Annotated in this window: 14 protein-coding genes; 10 read left to right on the top strand and 4 right to left on the bottom strand. The window is 69.8% G+C overall.

Annotated features, from left to right (window positions below; genetic code table 11):
* Nucleotides 1-51: 51 nt before the first annotated feature.
* The 4 genes from ND747_RS06070 to ND747_RS06055 all read right to left on the bottom strand — a co-directional run bounded on the left by ND747_RS06070 (nucleotide 52) and on the right by ND747_RS06055 (nucleotide 5,275).
* The gene (locus ND747_RS06070) at nucleotides 52-705 is read right to left on the bottom strand and encodes a GDSL-type esterase/lipase family protein (protein WP_251732471.1); all 654 of its coding nucleotides are present in this window, start codon (nucleotides 703-705) and stop codon (nucleotides 52-54) included.
* Between the two features lie 32 nt (nucleotides 706-737).
* On the bottom strand, nucleotides 738-1,964 hold the full coding sequence (locus tag ND747_RS06065; protein WP_251732470.1) for an NAD(P)/FAD-dependent oxidoreductase: 1,227 nt from the start codon (nucleotides 1,962-1,964) through the stop codon (nucleotides 738-740).
* A 129-nt stretch (nucleotides 1,965-2,093) separates the two neighbouring features.
* Entirely contained in the window at nucleotides 2,094-4,490 is a 2,397-nt protein-coding gene (locus tag ND747_RS06060) for a 2Fe-2S iron-sulfur cluster-binding protein (protein WP_251732469.1), read from the bottom strand.
* A 38-nt stretch (nucleotides 4,491-4,528) separates the two neighbouring features.
* Complete coding sequence (locus ND747_RS06055; protein ID WP_285900066.1) at nucleotides 4,529-5,275, bottom strand: SDR family NAD(P)-dependent oxidoreductase; 747 nt, start codon at nucleotides 5,273-5,275, stop codon at nucleotides 4,529-4,531.
* A gap of 453 nt (nucleotides 5,276-5,728) precedes the next feature.
* Between ND747_RS06055 and ND747_RS06050 the strand changes: the two genes are divergently transcribed.
* The 10 genes from ND747_RS06050 to ND747_RS06005 all read left to right on the top strand — a co-directional run bounded on the left by ND747_RS06050 (nucleotide 5,729) and on the right by ND747_RS06005 (nucleotide 17,252).
* Nucleotides 5,729-7,297 (top strand): PfaD family polyunsaturated fatty acid/polyketide biosynthesis protein, encoded by a 1,569-nt coding sequence (locus ND747_RS06050; RefSeq protein WP_251732467.1) that lies wholly within the window; start codon nucleotides 5,729-5,731, stop codon nucleotides 7,295-7,297.
* A gap of 300 nt (nucleotides 7,298-7,597) precedes the next feature.
* Entirely contained in the window at nucleotides 7,598-8,404 is an 807-nt protein-coding gene (locus ND747_RS06045) for an MBL fold metallo-hydrolase (RefSeq protein ID WP_251732466.1), read from the top strand.
* A 2-nt stretch (nucleotides 8,405-8,406) separates the two neighbouring features.
* Complete coding sequence (locus ND747_RS06040) at nucleotides 8,407-9,732, top strand: ABC transporter substrate-binding protein (protein ID WP_251732465.1); 1,326 nt, start codon at nucleotides 8,407-8,409, stop codon at nucleotides 9,730-9,732.
* The gene (locus ND747_RS06035) at nucleotides 9,729-10,703 is read left to right on the top strand and encodes a carbohydrate ABC transporter permease (protein ID WP_251732464.1); all 975 of its coding nucleotides are present in this window, start codon (nucleotides 9,729-9,731) and stop codon (nucleotides 10,701-10,703) included. The genes ND747_RS06040 and ND747_RS06035 overlap by 4 nt, the downstream gene beginning before the upstream one ends.
* A complete protein-coding gene (locus ND747_RS06030; RefSeq protein ID WP_251732463.1) occupies nucleotides 10,700-11,545 on the top strand; it encodes a carbohydrate ABC transporter permease in 846 nt (281 codons plus the stop codon). The genes ND747_RS06035 and ND747_RS06030 overlap by 4 nt, the downstream gene beginning before the upstream one ends.
* A gap of 8 nt (nucleotides 11,546-11,553) precedes the next feature.
* Nucleotides 11,554-12,663: an ABC transporter ATP-binding protein gene (locus ND747_RS06025; RefSeq protein ID WP_251732462.1), complete on the top strand. Its 1,110-nt coding sequence runs from the start codon at nucleotides 11,554-11,556 to the stop codon at nucleotides 12,661-12,663.
* Complete coding sequence (locus tag ND747_RS06020) at nucleotides 12,660-13,226, top strand: DUF4442 domain-containing protein (RefSeq protein ID WP_251732461.1); 567 nt, start codon at nucleotides 12,660-12,662, stop codon at nucleotides 13,224-13,226. Before ND747_RS06025 ends, ND747_RS06020 begins: the two co-directional genes overlap by 4 nt.
* Complete coding sequence (locus ND747_RS06015; protein ID WP_251732460.1) at nucleotides 13,213-14,847, top strand: long-chain fatty acid--CoA ligase; 1,635 nt, start codon at nucleotides 13,213-13,215, stop codon at nucleotides 14,845-14,847. The genes ND747_RS06020 and ND747_RS06015 overlap by 14 nt, the downstream gene beginning before the upstream one ends.
* 78 nt (nucleotides 14,848-14,925) lie before the next feature.
* Complete coding sequence (locus ND747_RS06010) at nucleotides 14,926-16,440, top strand: cytochrome P450 (RefSeq protein WP_251732459.1); 1,515 nt, start codon at nucleotides 14,926-14,928, stop codon at nucleotides 16,438-16,440.
* Entirely contained in the window at nucleotides 16,437-17,252 is an 816-nt protein-coding gene (locus tag ND747_RS06005; protein ID WP_251732458.1) for a tyrosine-protein phosphatase, read from the top strand. Before ND747_RS06010 ends, ND747_RS06005 begins: the two co-directional genes overlap by 4 nt.
* The last annotated feature ends 26 nt before the right edge of the window (nucleotides 17,253-17,278 follow it).

The following is a 17,278-nucleotide window of genomic DNA, read 5'->3' as shown; positions in this document are numbered from 1 at the left end:
GGTTCCCGCATTCTCGTGGTTCCCGCCCGCGGCCCGGCGCGCGGCGGCCGATCAGTGACACTCGAGCGCCCGGGGTTGTCGGACCGAATCCGGTGCCGTCCCCGTGAGCACGACTCCCAGACTCTCGGCGACGGCGCCGGCGAGTTCCCCGGCGAACCGGAGATGGCCGGCGCGGCTGGGATGAATCCCGTCATCAGACCAGAGCACGTCGTCGTCCCAGTCTGTTTCCGAATGGTCGACGTCCAGACAGACCAGGTCGAGCTGTGCCGCGATCTCGCGTAGTGCGGCGTTCGCATCCTGGATCCGGGATCTCAATTCGGCCCGCACCGGAGCGGTCAGGGACATACGCCGGGTCACGTCCGGATAGGTTCCGGTGAAGGCGAGCGACGCGTGTCGGGTCATTGTGCCGAATATTGTCGCCAGATTACTCCGGAACTCGGCCGGCTGGTATTCGCCGACGATGTCGTTGAAGCCGGCGATCATTCCGGCCAGCCGGGGTCGTGTGGAGCGGACCGCGTCGAGCTGCCGGTCCACGACCGAGGCTGTCGTCGCCAGGTGCTCGCCGTGGTTGCGGCACTCGTCGGCGCGCAGGCCGAGAAGACCCGCAAAGGTCGGTAGCCAGCCGCGGTAGCCCGACCCGTGCGGGTCGGGGTCGCCGCGGCCTTCGACGAAACTGTCGCCGATCACCACCAGTCGGACTGACATGGCCGTCCCTCCGTCCAGGAGAACGAGGCGCGTCAGACCTCGACGGTCGGCTGGAATCCGACCTCGCGGTACATGCGCGTCAGCCGCTCGGGGGCGAAGAACTCGTGACCGGGCATCGCGCCGGCCAGCAGCCGGAAGAACTCCGTGCGGTAGCGCGGAGCGCGGCTTGACGCGTCGAAGGCGTCGTAGATGTCCTGCGGCAGGTCGAGCTCGGAGATCGTGCAGGTGAAGTCGTAGGTCTCCGCAGATTCCTCGTCGCGCCGGTGGCCGTATCCGCGCAGCGCCGCGCCGAGAACGTCGTCGTTCTCGTCCAGGCCGGACAACAGTGCGCGGGAGAGCATGGCGGCATGCCGGAACGCGTCGGCGATACCGTTTCCCGTGTACGGGTCCTTGTGATATCCGGCATCACCGACCAGAGCCCATCCCGGCCCGCTGGCCTGCCGGTAGTAGTTGTCCGGATAGAGCATGGCCTGCAGCGGTGCCACCCGCTCGGCCTGGCGGAGGTCGTCGCCGAGTTCGGGGGTGATCTGATCGACGACCTGCTGGAAGTTCGCCTCGGCGGCGGAGCGGAACTCCTGGAACCGGCTCCGCTTGCGCATCACGGCGACCAGGTTCAGCTCGTCGTTGGTCGGCCAGGTTCCCATCTGCTGCTCGTCGTGGCCGGTGCGGTGGTGGAAGGATTCCCAGGGCAGGCCGGCGAAATAGCTGTAGTAGATGAAGCAGGACGCCGGCAGGTGCCTGTAGGTGGCGGCGCCGGCCAGCCGGGCGACAGTGGAGTTCGAGCCGTCCGCGCCCACGACGACCCGGGCCCGGTCCTCACTGACCGCCCCGGCGGCCGTACGCCCCCGGATGCCCACGACCCGGCCCTCGTCATCGAAGACGAGCGCCTCGACCATGTAGCCCGCACGGAACTCCACTCCGGCGGCCTGTGCTGCCTCGACCAGCGCGACATCCATGACAGTCCGGCGCGGCGCGTACACCGCGTCGATGCCGTCGATCGGGTCGGCGAACCCGCTGATGCTGATGCCCTTGAAGGAGAGGGTCATGTACCGGATGGGCCTGGCGTTGCCCACCGCGGCCTCCAGCAAACCCCAGTCACGCAGCAGCGCAAGGCCTGTCTGCTGGATAAAGTGGGTCGAGATGGTGTCGCTCGGAAACGTCGCTCGATCCACCAGCAGAACCTTTCGGCCCGCGCGGGCCAACAGCATCGCGAGAGGGGATCCGGCGCAGCGTGCGCCGACGACGATCACGTCGTACATGGCGGGTTTCCTTCCGCGGGAGTGTCCGCCCGGTGCGCGGGCGGACGGGGCCGACCCGCACGCGCCAGCACCGCGGCACATGCGAGCAGAGCAGGAGAGGGTACGGCCGGAAAGATCAGTAGACGCTGATCACAGATCGAGCACGAGGCGTTCGGAGCCGGCCCCGGAGACGCAGACCATCATCGTGTTCCCGGCCAGCCGTTCCTCGTCGGTCAGCACCGAGTCCCGGTGCACGATGTCGCCGGCCAGCACCCGCGTCTCGCAGCTGGCGCACGTTCCCTCGCGGCAGGAGAAGGGCACCTCGATGCCGGCCGCACCCAGCTCGTCGATGAGCGACCTGCCGGGCTCGATCGTCAACGTGATCCCGGAACGGCGTAGTTCCAGCTGGTAGAACTGGACGGTGGTCGCATCGGCCCCGGCCGGGCGTGGACGGAACCGTTCCACCCGCAGGGTCAGAGCAGGGCGCTCACGGCAGAGCCGTTCGACGGCGGCAAGCAGGCCCTCGGGTCCGCAGCAGTAGACCGTCGTGCCGTCCGGCGGCTCGGCGTCGAGGATGGCCTCCAGCGGCAGTGGGCCGGCTTCGTCCTGCGGATACAGGGTGCAGCGCGGGTCGTCAGCCAGCCGCCCGGCGAAGGCCATGGCCGCACGACAGCGGCCGCCGTAGTGCAGCGACCATGACCGGCCCGTCGCCCGCAGCTCGTCGATCATCGGAAGGAGCGGGGTGATGCCGATACCGCCGGCGATCAGCACCGTGTGGTCGCCGGGGACGAGCGGGAAGTTGTTGCGCAGGCCCACGACCGTCAGCCGCGCGCCCCGGACCGCCTGCTCGTGCAGGTAGGCCGAGCCGCCGCGGCCCGCCGGCTCGCTCAGCACCGCGATCCGCCACTGGGTGATCTGCGCCGGATCGCCGCACAGCGAGTACTGCCGGACCGCACCGTCGCCGACCCTGACGTCGATGTGCGCCCCGGGCGTCCAGGGCGGCAGAGGGGTCCCGTCCGGACGGGCGAGGGTCAGCGAGATCACCCCGTCGGACTCGTCGGTCCGCTCGCGCACGGCCAACGTGCCCACCCCGGTTGCGCTGTCCGTCGGCAGGACGGCCGCCGGCGGTCGCGGTGCCGGCACGTTCGTCGCCGGGCCGCTCGCCGCCGGCGACCTGTCACGGCGACGCGCCGGCCAGGTCGACAGGCGACGGGACGCGGCGAGTCCTCCCAGGCGTACGGCGACCCCGGGGTACAGGAGCACCCGGGGGTCGCGGGTCAGGTTGATGACCTCGAGCAACCGGGCGGTGATGTACGGGGAAACCGCGGTCGCCATCTGGACATGCTTCAGGTACTGCCCGAACAGCGTTCCGAACCGGGTTCGCTCCCCTTTGACCAGCGGTGAGCGCAGGTCGATCGCCGTGGACATCCCCCACGCGTTGTCGATGACCGGGGCGATGCGCCGATACCAGCGCCCCGGTTGGACCGGGCCCGGCTCCCCCAGCAGGGCGCGCAGGACCAGTGCCTGCTGTGCGGCGACGGTCATGCCCTGGGCGTAGATGGGGTTGAAACTCGTCACCGCGTCGCCCATGGCGATGAGGCCGGCCGGCTGATCCGGCAGGTCCTCGTAACGTCGGCGGATGGAATCGCGCACCCGATGCTGGACCGGGTCATCCAGGGCCTCGGCGTTGCGGATCAGCTCAAGGACGTCCGGAACCGGCAGCCGGGCGGCGTATTCGAGGTAGCCCGCCGGATCCGTCGGCGCCCGCCGGCCGAGCGTGCCCGACAGGGTGACGTGCCAGGCGTCGCCCTCGATGGCCAGCACGGCGGCACCCGGCATCCCCGGCACGGTCGACGCGGTCAGGGCGACGTCCCCGCCGAGGTCATCCGGGCGGCGGCGGTAGCGCCGTGAGCAGTAGCCGAGGTCGACCTCGACCCGCGACTCCGCCGGGCTCCGGTACCCCAGCTCGGCCAGCCACCGCCCAGCAGCGGAGTTACGACCGGTCGCGTCGACGATCAGATCGCCTGGAATGATCTCACTGACGTCGGATCCGTCGGTCACGGTTCGGATCCCGGTGATACGGCCCGGTACGTGGGCCAGGCCGACCACCGTGACCTGGTCGCACAACGTCACGTTCGGGTAGGCCGCCACCCGGGTCCGCAACAGCTTTTCCAGCAGCGGGCGGCTCGGCGTGGCGAGGGTGGTCTCGTTGTGGCGCGGTGCGATCATGGGCGTACCGCCCAGATACCAGCGGGACCGTTCCAGCCATCGGGTGTGGGGCACGCCCAGAGCGGCCATCTCGGCCAGCAGTCCGGGAAAGAGCTCTTCCATGATCTGACTGCCACGGTGCATCAGGGCGTGGATGTGGCGGGCCTGCGGGACACCGTCCCGGTAGCCCTGCGCCGTGAACGGGTCACGCTCGAACACGGTCACCCGGTCGAAGTGATCCGCGAGGACACGCGCGGCCAGCAGCCCCGCGATGCTTGCACCGAGGACGTGCACATGTCCGCGGGGTGTGCTGTCGCGACCGCGACCGGCATCGGTCATCGCGATTCCTCCTAGCTCGCTTGCGGCGGGCACCGGATTCAGCTCTGGACTTTTCCACCGTCGACGTTCAGCGCCTGACCGGTGATCGACCTGCCTCCGTCAGAGGCAAGTAGCACGCAGACGGCCGCGACATCCTCGGCCGATACCAGGCAGCGCTGCGGGTTGAGGAAAGGCCTGATCGCCTCTTCATGGTCGCACCCCTTTGCCTGCATACGATCGCCAATGACGCGTCGCGTGCCAGGGGTGTCCACGTAATACGGGCAGACGCAGTTCACGGTTACTCGCCGATCGGCGTACTCGGCGGCGACGGATCGGGTCAGCCCGAGCAGAGCATGTTTCGCGGCGGTGTACGGGGCGGCGTAGGGAAAACCGACGACGGCGGCGCTCGAGCCGATGTTTATGATCGCGCCGCCGCCGACGGAAACCATAGCGGGGAGGACCGCCCGCATGAGCACGAGCGGACCTTCCACGTGCACTCGCATGACGCTTCGCCAGAGATCGACAGTGACGTCGGCGAACCGCCGGCTGTCCGGAGTTCCGGCCGCGTTGACCAGCACGTTCGGCACAGCCAACTGCATGCCGACCGCTGCTACCGCGGCAAGGACGGCCTTCTCGTCGGTCATGTCGAACGCCGATGTGACAACTGCCACGTTCTGCTCCCGGCAGTTCGAGGCCACGCGTTCGAGCGCTCCGGGGTCACGGCCCGCCAGCGCGACGTCAGCCCCCTCACGGGCGAAGGCCAGCGCCACCGCTCGACCTACTCCACCGGAGGCTCCGATCACCATTGCCGTCCGACCCTGCATTGTCCGTGCCATCATCGTTTTTCCCTATACGTGCATCTGGGGCGCCTGCGGCAGGCCCGCCGGAGGCAGGAAGAAACGTGCAGTCATGATCCTTCGATCGGCGTCGGTACGCGCCTTCGTCGACACCAGCGCTACGCACACTCATCCTGGTGGCCGGTCCGGAGCACCCGCGTCACCAGGCTGTTGATCTCATTTCAACACCAGCTCGACCATCGATCCAGAAGCATCGACAATCCTGATGATTCACCATGTGGAATCGTCTGGATCAATTCTTCTTCCGCTGCAGTTAAGGCCCCTTTGGGACTGCCGTGGCGCCTCGTTCACGACCAGTTCAGATGCCACCGCGAGCGTTGGTCTCCGGCCCGGTCGGCCCTCCGGATGGCCGGTGCGAGCCGCCGGCCTCCTTCTTCTCCTTCTCCTCCATGAGGGACTCCCATGGCGCATGTTCTCGACGCCACGACCCGGACCCAGTCGACGGCCGACGTCTACCTGGTGCTGAGCCGACTGGACGAACCCGTCCACGTCGTCCGGCACACGGACGGATACTGGCTGTCCAACGACGGCAGCGGCCCGAACGGGACGCGCGGGCGGCGGCTGCTCACCCTCGGGCCGCTGCCGCCCGAGCACCTCGGCTCCCGCGCGTTCCTGCGCGCACACGGCGTCCGCCAGTGCTACCACGCTGGTGCGATGGCGGGCGGGATCGCGTCGACAGATCTGGTGATCAGCCTGGCCGAGCACGGGCTGCTCGCCTCGTTCGGTGCCGCCGGCCTGCCGACCGACCGCCTGGACGGTGCACTCGGCCTGCTGCGGCACCGGCTGACCGGGCGCCCGTACGCGTGCAACGTCATCCACAGCCCCAGCGAGCCGGCGATGGAGCGCGACACGGTCGATGCCTGCCTACGTCACGGTGTGCACTGCGTCGAGGCATCGGCGTTCCTCGACCTGACCCCGGACATCGTCCGTTACCGCGCCCGCGGCCTGAGCGTCGCCCGCGACGGGCGGCCCACGATCGCCAACCGGGTCATCGCGAAGGTCTCGCGCCGGGAGATCGCCGGGCTGTTCCTGCGGCCGGCGCCGCCGGGACTCCTCGATGTCCTGCTGCGCGGCGGTCAGATCACCGCGCAGCAGGCGCGCCTGGCAGCCACCGTGCCGATGGCCGATGACATCACCGCGGAGTCCGACTCCGGCGGCCACACCGACGGGCGCCCGCTGTCCGTCCTGCTCGGCGAGATCATCGCCCTGCGCGACGAGATCGGGTCGAGCCACTCCGGTCGCCCGGCACGCGTCGGCGCGGCCGGCGGCATCGGGACGCCGGCGGCCGCGGCGGCGGCCTTCACCATGGGCGCCGACTATGTGGTCACCGGGTCGATCAACCAGGCATGTGTGGAGTCCGCCCAGTCCGCGACGGCGAAGGCCATGCTCGGCGCGGCGGAGATGGCCGACTGTGAGCTGGCGCCCTCGGCTGACATGTTCGAGATCGGCGCCCAGGTACAGGTCCTGCGGCGTGGATCGATGTTCGCCGCTCGCGCGCGCCAGCTGTTCGAGCTCTACCGACGCTACGACCGCATTGCGGACATCGCGGGGCCGGAACGCGCCGCGCTGGAACGCAACGTCTTTCGCGTTCCACTGGAGGAGGTCTGGGCGGACACCCGCCGGTACTTCGCCGAACGCGACCCCGCTCAGCTCCAGCGAGCCGAAGGCAACGACAAGCGGCAGATGGCGCTGATCTTCCGCTGGTATCTCGGGCTGTCCTCGCGCTGGGCCACGTCCGGCGCCGCCGACCGGGTCGCGGACTACCAGATCTGGTGCGGCCCGGCGATGGGAGCCTGCAACACCTGGCTGCGGGGAACCCACCTGGAACCAGTCGAGGCCCGCCGGGCAGCGGAGCTCGCCCACCACATCATGCGGGGCGCCGCTTTCCATCACCGGGTGACCGCGCTGCGTATCCACGGAGTGACGCCGCCGTTGCGGGCCAGCCGCTACCGGCCGCTGCCCTCACCGTAGTCAGGGCCCGCCAGGGCGGCACCTCCCCAGCACCTGGCCACACGCAGGTGCCCACACACACCCGGGTAGCCGCACCGGGAACGCAACGGTAAATTCTCGGAAACAGCTGGTCGGAATCACCCACCCCAGCGGGCGAACAAGCCGGGTAAATGCCATTCCAGTCACCGCGCACATAGAACTATTGGCAGTCCAAATGCTTCCTGGTGAACCCCTTCGCGGCGGGCTAATCTGAGGTCCGCCAGCACATTAGTCCAGAATGAGGAGCACATGGAGTTGACAATAGTGGGTAACCGAGCTGGAATGCCCGCGGACGGCGCGGCCAGCTCGGGATACCTGGTGCGGACGGAGCGGTCGAGTATCCTCATGGACTGCGGTCCGGGGATTGCGGTGATGCTGACGAAGTTTATTCATGCCAGCCAGCTGGACGCGGTCGTCATCAGCCACATGCATCTCGACCACTGCTACGACGTGCTGCCGATCGGAAAGCAGGCGATGCTGCCGTACGGAAAGACCTGGCTGGTCGACACCGACGGCAGGGGCGAGTTCCACGGCGACGACAGCGGCCGCCGGATCAAACTGCTCGTCCCCCAGGGCGGACGGGTGACGCTCGACCGGCTTGCCGAGCTCTTCCCGGTCCGTACCATCCCCCACCTCAACAGAGCCTTCGAACTGGCTTTCGAGGTCATCGAGTACAGGCGCGGCGCGTCGTACGAGATCGCCGACTGCACCGTCAGCATGATCCCGATGGTGCACTCCTCACCCGACTGCGGAATTCGGGTCGACGGCCCGTCCGGTAGTCTCGGATTCACGGGTGACACCAGCTACAACGATAACCTGGTGACGCTGGCCAAGGACACCGACATATTCCTCGCCGAAGCATCGCTGCAAGCGCCCGACAGCACCCACCACGGTCATCTCTCGGGAGCCGAGGTCGGCCGGGCGGCAGCTCTGGCCGGCACCCGGAAACTGGTGCTGACACATTTCACCGCGCCACAGAGGGAATGGAAGCAGGCGCGGCGGGACGATGCCGCTGCCGAATACTCCGGCCCCATCCATGTCGGCGAGCCCGGCATGACCTTCTCGACCGTCACAAAAGACGAGCGGTGATGATGGGAGCCGAAAGAGGCAGGTTCCGTTTCGGGCTCGCCGCGACCGTGGTCGCCGTGGCGCTGGGACTGACGGTGTCCGCCTGCGGCGGGTCGAGCAGCGGCACGGCGGCCGGCGGCAGCGGCCCGGTGACGATCCGGTTCATGTCGTACAACTACGGGACTCCCTGCTGCGGCGCCGGTACGCAGCAGCTGATCGACGAGTTCGAAAAGGCCAATCCGGACATCAGGATCAGGCCGGAGGCGGTCGCCGCCGCGGACGTCCTGACCAAGCTTCGCACCGAGATCGCGGCGGGGAGTTCGCCGGACGTGGTCCAACTCGGCTGGAGCAAGGCCGGCGAGGCCCGCGCGACCCTTCCCCTCGTCCCGGTCCAGGACATCCCGACGACGACCGAGTGGCAGACCGGCATCGACGGGATCTACCCGAACATCCTGAAGGCGGTCCGCAACGGCACCACCGGCAAGGTCGACATCATGCCGTTCTCCGTCTCGGTGCCGATCCTGTACTACAACGCAGACATCTTCCGCGCGGCCGGTCTGGACCCGGACAGGCCGCCGACGACGCTCGCCGAGGTGAAGACCGCGGCGAGCGCCATCACCAGGACCGGAAAACAGGGCGTCTATGTCGCCGTCGCGGATTCCGGTAAGTCCGACTACCTGACCCAGTCGGTCATGAACAGCACGGGCGGCGGCGCCGTCAATGCCAGCGGCGCCGTCACCGTCGACTCGCCCCGTTCGATCGCCGGCCTGAACGCGATCCGGGACCTCGTCGTGAGCGGCCTGCAGCCCAAGGTGTCAGCGACCGATGCCCAGGCCGCCTTCGCGGGCGGGAAGATCGGCATGATGGTCTACACGACGGCGGCCATGTCCGCGTTCGAGAAGTCCGCGAAGGGCACGTTCGATCTCCGCACCACCGCGTTCCCCTCGTTCGACGGCTCGAAGGCCAGGCCCACCTACTCGGGCGCCGGCCTGGCGGTCTTCGGCAAGGACAGACGCAGACAGCAGGCGGCCTGGAAGTTCATCCGGTTCCTCACCAGCCCACAGGGCTTCACGATCCTCACGAAGACCATCGGGTACCTGCCGCTGCGGCCGGCCATCGTGTCGGATCCGGCCTATCTCGGCACCTACTTCCAGCAGAACCGGCATCTCCTGCCGTCGCTGAGCCAGCTCAACGACGTGACGCCGTACACCTACTTTCCGGGCAACCACGCCAATCAGGCGGTGGTCGCACTCCAGGACGAGGCGGTCACACCGATCGTCCTGCAGGGGGCAGACGCGGCGTCGGCGCTCAGGGCGACCGCGACCAAGATCCGGTCTCTGGCCCGATGACCGAGGCGATGATGGCCGGCGTCACGCTCGAGCCCACGCCGGTCAGTCCCACCCCGCCTGCGCCGCCCGCTCAGGGCGGGTGCGGCGTCAGAGCCCGCTCGGGGCCCTGGGTGTACTCGGCGCCGGCCATCCTCTCGCTGGCGACCTGGGTCTACGTGCCCATGGTCGCCACCGGCGTCGCGAGCCTGCTGGACTGGGACCTCATCACGCCGGCCCGCTACGTGGGGGTGGCGAACTATCGCCGTCTGCTCGCCGACCACGACTTCCACCGTGCGATCTGGCAGACCGGGTGGTACGTGCTCATGATGCTGCCACTGGCCACGGTGGTGCCACTCGCCCTGGCCATCACCCTGTGGCTGCGGCCCGGACGGGTGTCCAGCCTTTACCGCGCACTGCTGTTCCTGCCGGTGGTGCTCGCGCCTGCCGCCAACGCGGTCTCCTGGCAGTTCGTCCTCAACCCGTTGCAGGGCATCACGAACACCGTCCTCGCCGACCTCGGGCTGCCCGGCCCGGGATGGCTGAACGACCCGTCGTGGGCACCCGTGGTCATCGTGGCCATGACCACCGGAAAGATCATCGGCCTCAACACCCTGCTGTTCTCCGCCTCCCTGTCGGCGATCGACCAGTCAACCATCGAGGCGGCCCGGGTTGACGGCGCCACGAGCTGGGAGATCGTCCGCCACGTCATCGCAGCGCAGCTGATCCGACCAGTCGCCCTGCTCGGGTTGTTGTGTGTGCTGTTGGCCGGGCAATGGGTCTTCACCAACGTCGCGCTCGTGACCCAGGGGGGCCCGAACGGCGCCACCGACAACGTCTACTACCGGCTCTACACGTATGCGTTCACGTTCTTCGACACCGGCACCGCCGCGGCCGCGGCAGTGGTGATCACCGTGGGCGTCGCCGCCGGATACGTGCTGGTGCGGCTGGCGATCGGGCGGGTCCGCCATGCCGACGCACCGACGGCCGGGTGATCGCGGTGCGCCACGTCGGACTCCGCCCGCGGGTCGCGGTCGCCGCGACCGGTCGGCACGCGGCGATACTGATCGTCATCATCGGGTTGCTGTTCCCGCTGTTCTGGGTGGCGGTCACGTCGCTGCGGCCGGCGAACGACCTGTTCTCGACCAGCCCGATCCCCTGGCCGATGTCGGTGGAGAACTACCGGGACGCAATATTCCGCTTCCCGATCGGGACGATGCTGCTGAACACCGCCATCATGGCGATCGCCGCCACCCTGCTGCAGGTCACGGTGGCGATCGGCGCGGCGTACGCACTGGTGCGCTTCCGCCCGCGCTGGGGCGGTGCCGTGGTACTGCTGGCCGGCGCGGCGGTGGTCATACCGCCGCAGATGCTGATCATCCCGCAGTTCCTGATCGCCAGCCACCTCGGCTGGCGCGACACCTACCTCGGGCTGATCATCCCGCAGCTCGCGGCGTGCGGCCTGCCGATCCTGCTGCTGCGGGAGTACCTGGTCGACATCCCCACCAGCCTGCTCGAGGCGTCGATCATGGACGGCGCCCGGCCGGCGGAGACGCTGCGCCTGGTGGTGCTCCCACTGTTACGCCCGGCGCTCGCCGCCGTGTCGATCCTGGTCTTCGTCAACACCTGGAACGAATACCTGTGGCCGACGCTGATCGCGCCCCAGGTGAACCACACGACCATTCAGGCCGGACTCCAGTTGCTCGGGAACCAGGAGGGCCCGACGTCCGGAGCACTGCTCGCGGCCGCGATGATCACGACGCTTCCCGTCCTCGCGGTCTACGCCATCGCGTCGCGGCGCATCACCCATGCATTCCTGCAGTCGGGAATCAAATGACAGACGTGATGAGACAACCCGAGTCCGCGGCCCGGGAACGGGGGCGGGTGCCCACGCCGCCGGCCGTGGTGGCGGCCGCCCCCTCCGGGGGCATCGAGCTGCGCTCGGTACGCAAGTCGTTCGGCTCGACGCCGGCGGTGGACCTGCCCGCGTTGTCCGTCCCGGCGGGTTCCCTGACGGTGCTCGTCGGACCGTCCGGCTGCGGCAAGTCGACGCTGCTGCGGATGATCGCAGGGCTGGAGACCCCGGAGGCCGGGCACATCCACATCGACGGGCAGGACATCACCGCGGCCAGGCCGGGCGAGCGGGGCGTGGCAATGGTCTTCCAGGACTTCGCCCTGTACCCGCACATGACGGTGGCTGCCAACGTCGGCTTCGGACTGGTGCTGGAGGCGAAGCACGCCGGCCGGGGTGCCCTGCCACGAGCGGAGATCTCCCGACGGGTGCGCGACGTGTGCGACCTGCTCGGGCTGGGAGACAAGCTCGGCCGCCGACCCCGCGAGCTGTCCGGCGGAGAACGGCAACGGGTGGCCCTGGCCCGGGCCCTGGTCCGCCGCAAGCCCGTCCTGCTGCTCGACGAGCCGCTGTCCAACCTGGACGCCGGCCTGCGTGCGCAGGCACGGGCCGAGCTCATCCGGCTGCACCGCGAGGTGGCGGGAACCTTCGTCCTGGTCACCCACGACCAGGCCGAGGCGCTGTCGCTGGGTACGCGGGTGGTGGTTCTCCGCGCGGGCCGGCTCGAACAGGCCGGCACGCCCGAGGAGATCTGGCGCTGCCCGGCGAACCTGTTCGTCGCCCGCTTCCTCGGCAGTCCCGCGATGAACATCGTGGCGGATTCCCGAGGCCGGCTGCTGGGCTGGCGCCCGGCCGACGCGATCGCCCTGGGCGTGACCAGCCCGCCAGCCGCGCCGACCGACGCGGGCGAGGTGTTCGAGGGTGAGGTCGACGTCACCGAGTTCGTCGGGGATCGGCGGATGGCCCACTGCGTGGGCGACCACGGCCCATGGAGTGTCGAGTTCCCGGCGGCCACCCCGGTCGCGGTCGGCCAGCGGATCCGCGTGCTGGTCCCCGCCGGGTCCCTGCACCATTTCGACGCGCAGACAGGAACGAGGCTGTGACGGGTATCCCGGCGCCGGCCGGAACTGTGTCCACACCATTCTCCGTGCTCCACCCGTACGCGGGCGAAAATCCCGACTACGACGGCCTGCGTGCGGTTCTCCAGGCCTCCGTCCCGTTCAACACCCTCGTCGACCTGACCATCGCCGAGGTCGGCCCGACCGGCGGCCGCGTCGAGATCGCCCACCGGGCGACGCTGACCAACACCGTCGGCACCCTGCACGCGGGCGTGCTTTTCCTGGCGGCCGATCTGGCGGGTTCGGCGGCCTTCCTCGGGGCGACCACCCGTCGGCTGCGGGAGCTGTCCATGTTCTTCCTCAGAAACTGCCGGATCGACTTCCTGAAGCCCGGCACCCGTGATGTGTCCGTGTCGGCCGTCATGGACGAGCAGATGCTGTCCGCCGCGCTGGCCGATCCCGGCGCGGCGCGGGTGAACTGCGATGCCAAGGCGTACCTGCACGACAGCGCGGGAAACCTGATCGGAAAGGCGTACCTCGAGTTCGCCTGCGCCTTCGAACCCGTCGGTACCCACGAGGTGGGCCCGGTGAGCCATGTCCCGCGCTGAGCCGGGTGGCTCCGTCCCCGCCACGGTGGGCCGGGACGCGGCCGGGGACGGTTCCGCCGGTCTCGCCGAGCAGGAGAGCATCTGGCCCCTGCTGGACCGAGGCTGCCGCCGGCATGGCGACAGCGCCGCCATTCGCCACCGGACCCACCACGGCTGGGAGGCCGTGAGCCACCGGGAGCTCGCTGAGCTGGTGGCACGGTTCGCCGACCGACTGCGCGGCCACGGCCTGCGCCATGGCGACCGGCTGGCGCTGATCGGCGACAGCGGCCTGGACTGGGTCGTCGCCGACTTCGCCGCCCTGCGGATCGGTGCCGTCGTGGTGCCGATCTACCCGACCAGCTCGGCTGACCAGGTCAGGCACATCGTCCGGACCACCGCGCCCGCGGTCGGCGTGGCCGACATCGCGCCGCGGTGCACCCTGCTGCGCGAGTCGGGCGTGGCCGCGGTCATCGCCGACCCCACGACGGCGGTCGACCCCGTCACGGTCGCGGCCGGCCGCGACGGGCCGGTGAGCGCCGGGGACGTCGCCACCGTCGTGTTCACCAGCGGCACGACCGGCGAACCGAAGGGCTGCATCCTCACCCATCGCAACGTCTACTGCGGGGCGGCCAACGTCGCCGCGGCGCTGCCGGAGATCTTCACCCCGGCGGACGGAACGCGGCCCCGCACGGTGATCGCCCTGCCGTTGTCCCACATGTACGGGCGCTCCGCGCTGCTGGCCACGCTGCTCGTCGGCGGTGAGGCCACGGTGGTCGGACAGCCGGCCGAGATGTTCGACGCGATGTACCAACAACCGCCGACCTTCCTCGCGCTCACCCCCTACCTGCTGGACAAGCTCGACCGGACGGTGCTGGCGGACGAGCGGGAGGGCCGTGGCCGTGCGGCCCGGGCGATGGGCGGACTCACCTACGTCATCTGTGGCGGGGCCTCGCTCGCACCCGAACACCAGAAGTCGTTCCATCGCCGCGGGATCACCGTCCTGGGCGCCTACGGGATGACGGAGTCGGCGGCCGCCGCCGCGATCAACCGGGCCACCGACAACCGGCTCGGCACGGTCGGCCGCCCGAACCCGGGAACCTCGATTGCCGTCGACGAGTCGGGCGAGCTGATCATCACCGGCGGCAACGTGTCGCCGGGCTACTGGGGAGAGGTCGATCCCGGCCGATGCGGGCCCGGGCCCTTCTCGATCCGTACCGGCGATCTCGGGGTCGTCGACGGCGACGGTTTCATCCGGATCACCGGCCGGCGCAAGGACATTCTGATCACATCCTCGGGCAAGAACGTCGCGCCCGCTCCGCTCGAGGACCGGCTGCGCGCCGACCCGTTGATCACCCAGTGCGTCGTTGTCGGCGACCAGCGGCCATACGTGACCGCGCTGATCGCCGTGGACGCCGCCGAGGCGGCCCGGCGGCGGCTGTCACCCGGGGAGGTCGAAACCTGGATCCAGCGTGCCGTCAACGCCGCGAACACCCTGGTGTCCCGGGCCGAGTCGATCCGCCGATGGCGGCTCGTCCCCGGCGACCTCAGCATGTCCGCCGGCCATCTCACCAGCTCGGGAAAGCTCGTCCGGGCCAAGGTCCTGCACGACCTCGCGGACGAGATCGACGCCCTCTACCGCTGAGCGCCGTCTCGACCGCCCAGCTCGCCGCGGCGCGGCGACACCGCGTCCGCCACATCCCCACCAAGGGAGGACGTCACCATGGCAGCCAGAATCTCCAGCGTGACCACCGGCGGCGCGCCGCCGGGTCCGGACGGGATACCGGAGGCGACCGTCACAGCGGAGGAGTTCGGCGACGACGGGTACAGCCTGGCCTGTGTACGGGTCGCCCGTCGGCTGGGGCCGATCTACCGCTGGCGGATCAGCGACGACTACGCCCCCCTGCTGGTCTCCTCGCAGGAGCTGGTGGCCGACGTCTGCGATGACTCGCGCTTCGGCAAGGACCTGGGAGCGGGGCTGCGCTTCGCGCGGGAGTACATCGGAGACGGACTGTTCACCGCCTACACGGAGGAGGAGAACTGGCGCAGGGCCCACACCATTCTGCGGCCCGCGTTCGCGGTCGACGGCCTGCGCGGCTACCACGCGTTCATGCTCCGCGCGGCACGCCGACTGCTCGACCGGTGGGACCAGGCAGCGGGGCAGGGCGGGACCGGCCCCACCCCGGTCGACGTCCCGGGCGACCTGACCAGAATGACGCTGGACACCATCGGCCTGGCCGGATTCGGCTACGACCTCGAATCGTTCACACGCGAGGAGCCCCATCCGTTCGTCCGCGCGATGAACGGCGCCCTGACCTACAGTCGCCTCCAGGTGGGTCGGGCACCGGGAGCCGAAGACCCGGACCTGACCGGGCAGTACCGAGCGGACTGCGCGACCATGGCGCAGACCGTCGACGAGGTGATCAGGGCCCGCCGGGCGGCGCCGTCCACCGGCCCGAAGGACCTGCTCGACCTCATGCTGGCCGCCCCGTACCCGCAGACCGGGGAACTGCTCGACGAGCTGAACGTCCGCTTCCAGGTGATCAGCTTCCTCATCGCCGGCCACGAGACGACGTCCGGGCTGCTGTCGTTCGCGCTCTACTATCTGATGAAGGACCCGGAGACGCTGCACCTGGCCCAGCGGGAGGTCGACGTCGCCTTTGGCGCCGATCCGAATCCCGAACCGGCGTTCGCCGAGGTCCGGAAGCTGACCTACATCCGGCAGGTCCTGCAGGAGGCGTTGCGGCTGTGGCCGACGGCGCCGTCGTTCGACCGCCGCCCCCTGCACGACACCCTGCTGGCCGGACGGTATCCGGTCCGAGCCGGGGAGACGATCAGCGTGGTGACCTCCATGCTGCACCGGGACGCGGTGTGGGGGGACGACGTCGAGCTGTTCGATGCCAGCCGATTCGGTCGGGACCAGATGGCGCAACGGCCGCCACACTCGTACAAGCCGTTCGGCACCGGGCAGCGATCGTGCATCGGACAGCAGTTCGCGCTGCACGAGGCCATGCTGATGCTGGCCCTGCTCGTCCACCGGTACCGCCTGCTCGATCACGGCGGCTACTCCCTCGACGTGCGGCAGACGCTGACCCTCAAGCCGGCGGGCTTCACGATGACGCTGGCCCGCCGCCGCGCCGCCGAGCGCGAGCGGTGGACCACCGGCGCCCCCGGCCAGCAGAACCCGGGCACGCCCGAGCAAGGAGAAAGCGCGAGCCGTCCGGATGCCGTCGCATGACCGCCCTCGGGAACGAGCCGCACTGGATCGATCTCGTCGGCGCGCACAACGTCCGCGACCTGGGCGGACTTCCCGCCGCCGGAGGTGTCGTGCGACCGCGGGTGCTGCTGCGCGGCGACAGCCTCGACGCCGCGACCATCGGGGACATCGCACTGTTGCGGGACGACGTCGGCCTGCGTGGTGTGGTGGATCTGCGTGCGCCGTTCGAGCATCCCCGCCCGGCCGCCTGGTTTCCGCAGCTCGGCATCACCTGGCTGCACGAACCTCTGGTCGACCTCTCCGGCCTGGCCGATCCGGCGGCGTTGCGGTACCGGGCCGGCGAGGAGCTCGCCGAGCTGTACGCCCTGATGCTCGAGTCGGCCGGTGCCAGGCTGGTCCGCGTCCTGCGGTTCCTGATCTCGGACGGGCGTACCCCCGCACTGGTGCACTGCGCGGCCGGTAAGGACCGCACAGGAGTCGTCACAGCGGTCCTGCTCGCGGCCGCGGGCGTCGAACGGGAGGCGATCCTCGCCGACTACCTGGCAACCAGGCTGCGGATCCACCTGGTCCGGGCGGCGCTGGACCGCCGTGCGGAGTACGCCCACCACATGCGCGCCGCACCATCACCGGACACCACCGGCAGGCAGGCGCCCGCGATGGACCCGCAGGCCATCGGCAGCGTGCTGGATCTACTCGAGAGCGCATTCGGGGGCGCTGCGGGGTTCCTCGCCGCGAACGGCGCGGACGCCGGACAGCTCGCCCGCTGGCGGGAGTTGCTCATCGGTCCCGGCGACGAGCCGCGCGTGCAGTCGCTCGGCGCGGGCACGCCCTGATTCGGCACACCGTCACGGCGTCCCGG

This window comes from Frankia sp. R82, assembly GCF_023716925.1.
GTDB lineage: Bacteria > Actinomycetota > Actinomycetes > Frankiales > Frankiaceae > Frankia.
The sequence above is the reverse complement of the archived record's forward strand: the minus strand, read 5'-3'. Positions and strand labels throughout refer to the sequence as shown.

Coding starts and splice junctions, on each gene's coding strand:
- ND747_RS06070 (WP_251732471.1), bottom strand. CDS start 705: ATGTCAGTCCGACTGGTGGTGATCGGCGACAGTTTCGTCGAAGGCCGC.
- ND747_RS06065 (WP_251732470.1), bottom strand. CDS start 1,964: ATGTACGACGTGATCGTCGTCGGCGCACGCTGCGCCGGATCCCCTCTC.
- ND747_RS06060 (WP_251732469.1), bottom strand. CDS start 4,490: ATGACCGATGCCGGTCGCGGTCGCGACAGCACACCCCGCGGACATGTG.
- ND747_RS06055 (WP_285900066.1), bottom strand. CDS start 5,275: ATGGTGATCGGAGCCTCCGGTGGAGTAGGTCGAGCGGTGGCGCTGGCC.
- ND747_RS06050 (WP_251732467.1), top strand. CDS start 5,729: ATGGCGCATGTTCTCGACGCCACGACCCGGACCCAGTCGACGGCCGAC.
- ND747_RS06045 (WP_251732466.1), top strand. CDS start 7,598: ATGCCCGCGGACGGCGCGGCCAGCTCGGGATACCTGGTGCGGACGGAG.
- ND747_RS06040 (WP_251732465.1), top strand. CDS start 8,407: ATGGGAGCCGAAAGAGGCAGGTTCCGTTTCGGGCTCGCCGCGACCGTG.
- ND747_RS06035 (WP_251732464.1), top strand. CDS start 9,729: ATGACCGAGGCGATGATGGCCGGCGTCACGCTCGAGCCCACGCCGGTC.
- ND747_RS06025 (WP_251732462.1), top strand. CDS start 11,554: ATGAGACAACCCGAGTCCGCGGCCCGGGAACGGGGGCGGGTGCCCACG.
- ND747_RS06015 (WP_251732460.1), top strand. CDS start 13,213: ATGTCCCGCGCTGAGCCGGGTGGCTCCGTCCCCGCCACGGTGGGCCGG.
- ND747_RS06010 (WP_251732459.1), top strand. CDS start 14,926: ATGGCAGCCAGAATCTCCAGCGTGACCACCGGCGGCGCGCCGCCGGGT.
- ND747_RS06005 (WP_251732458.1), top strand. CDS start 16,437: ATGACCGCCCTCGGGAACGAGCCGCACTGGATCGATCTCGTCGGCGCG.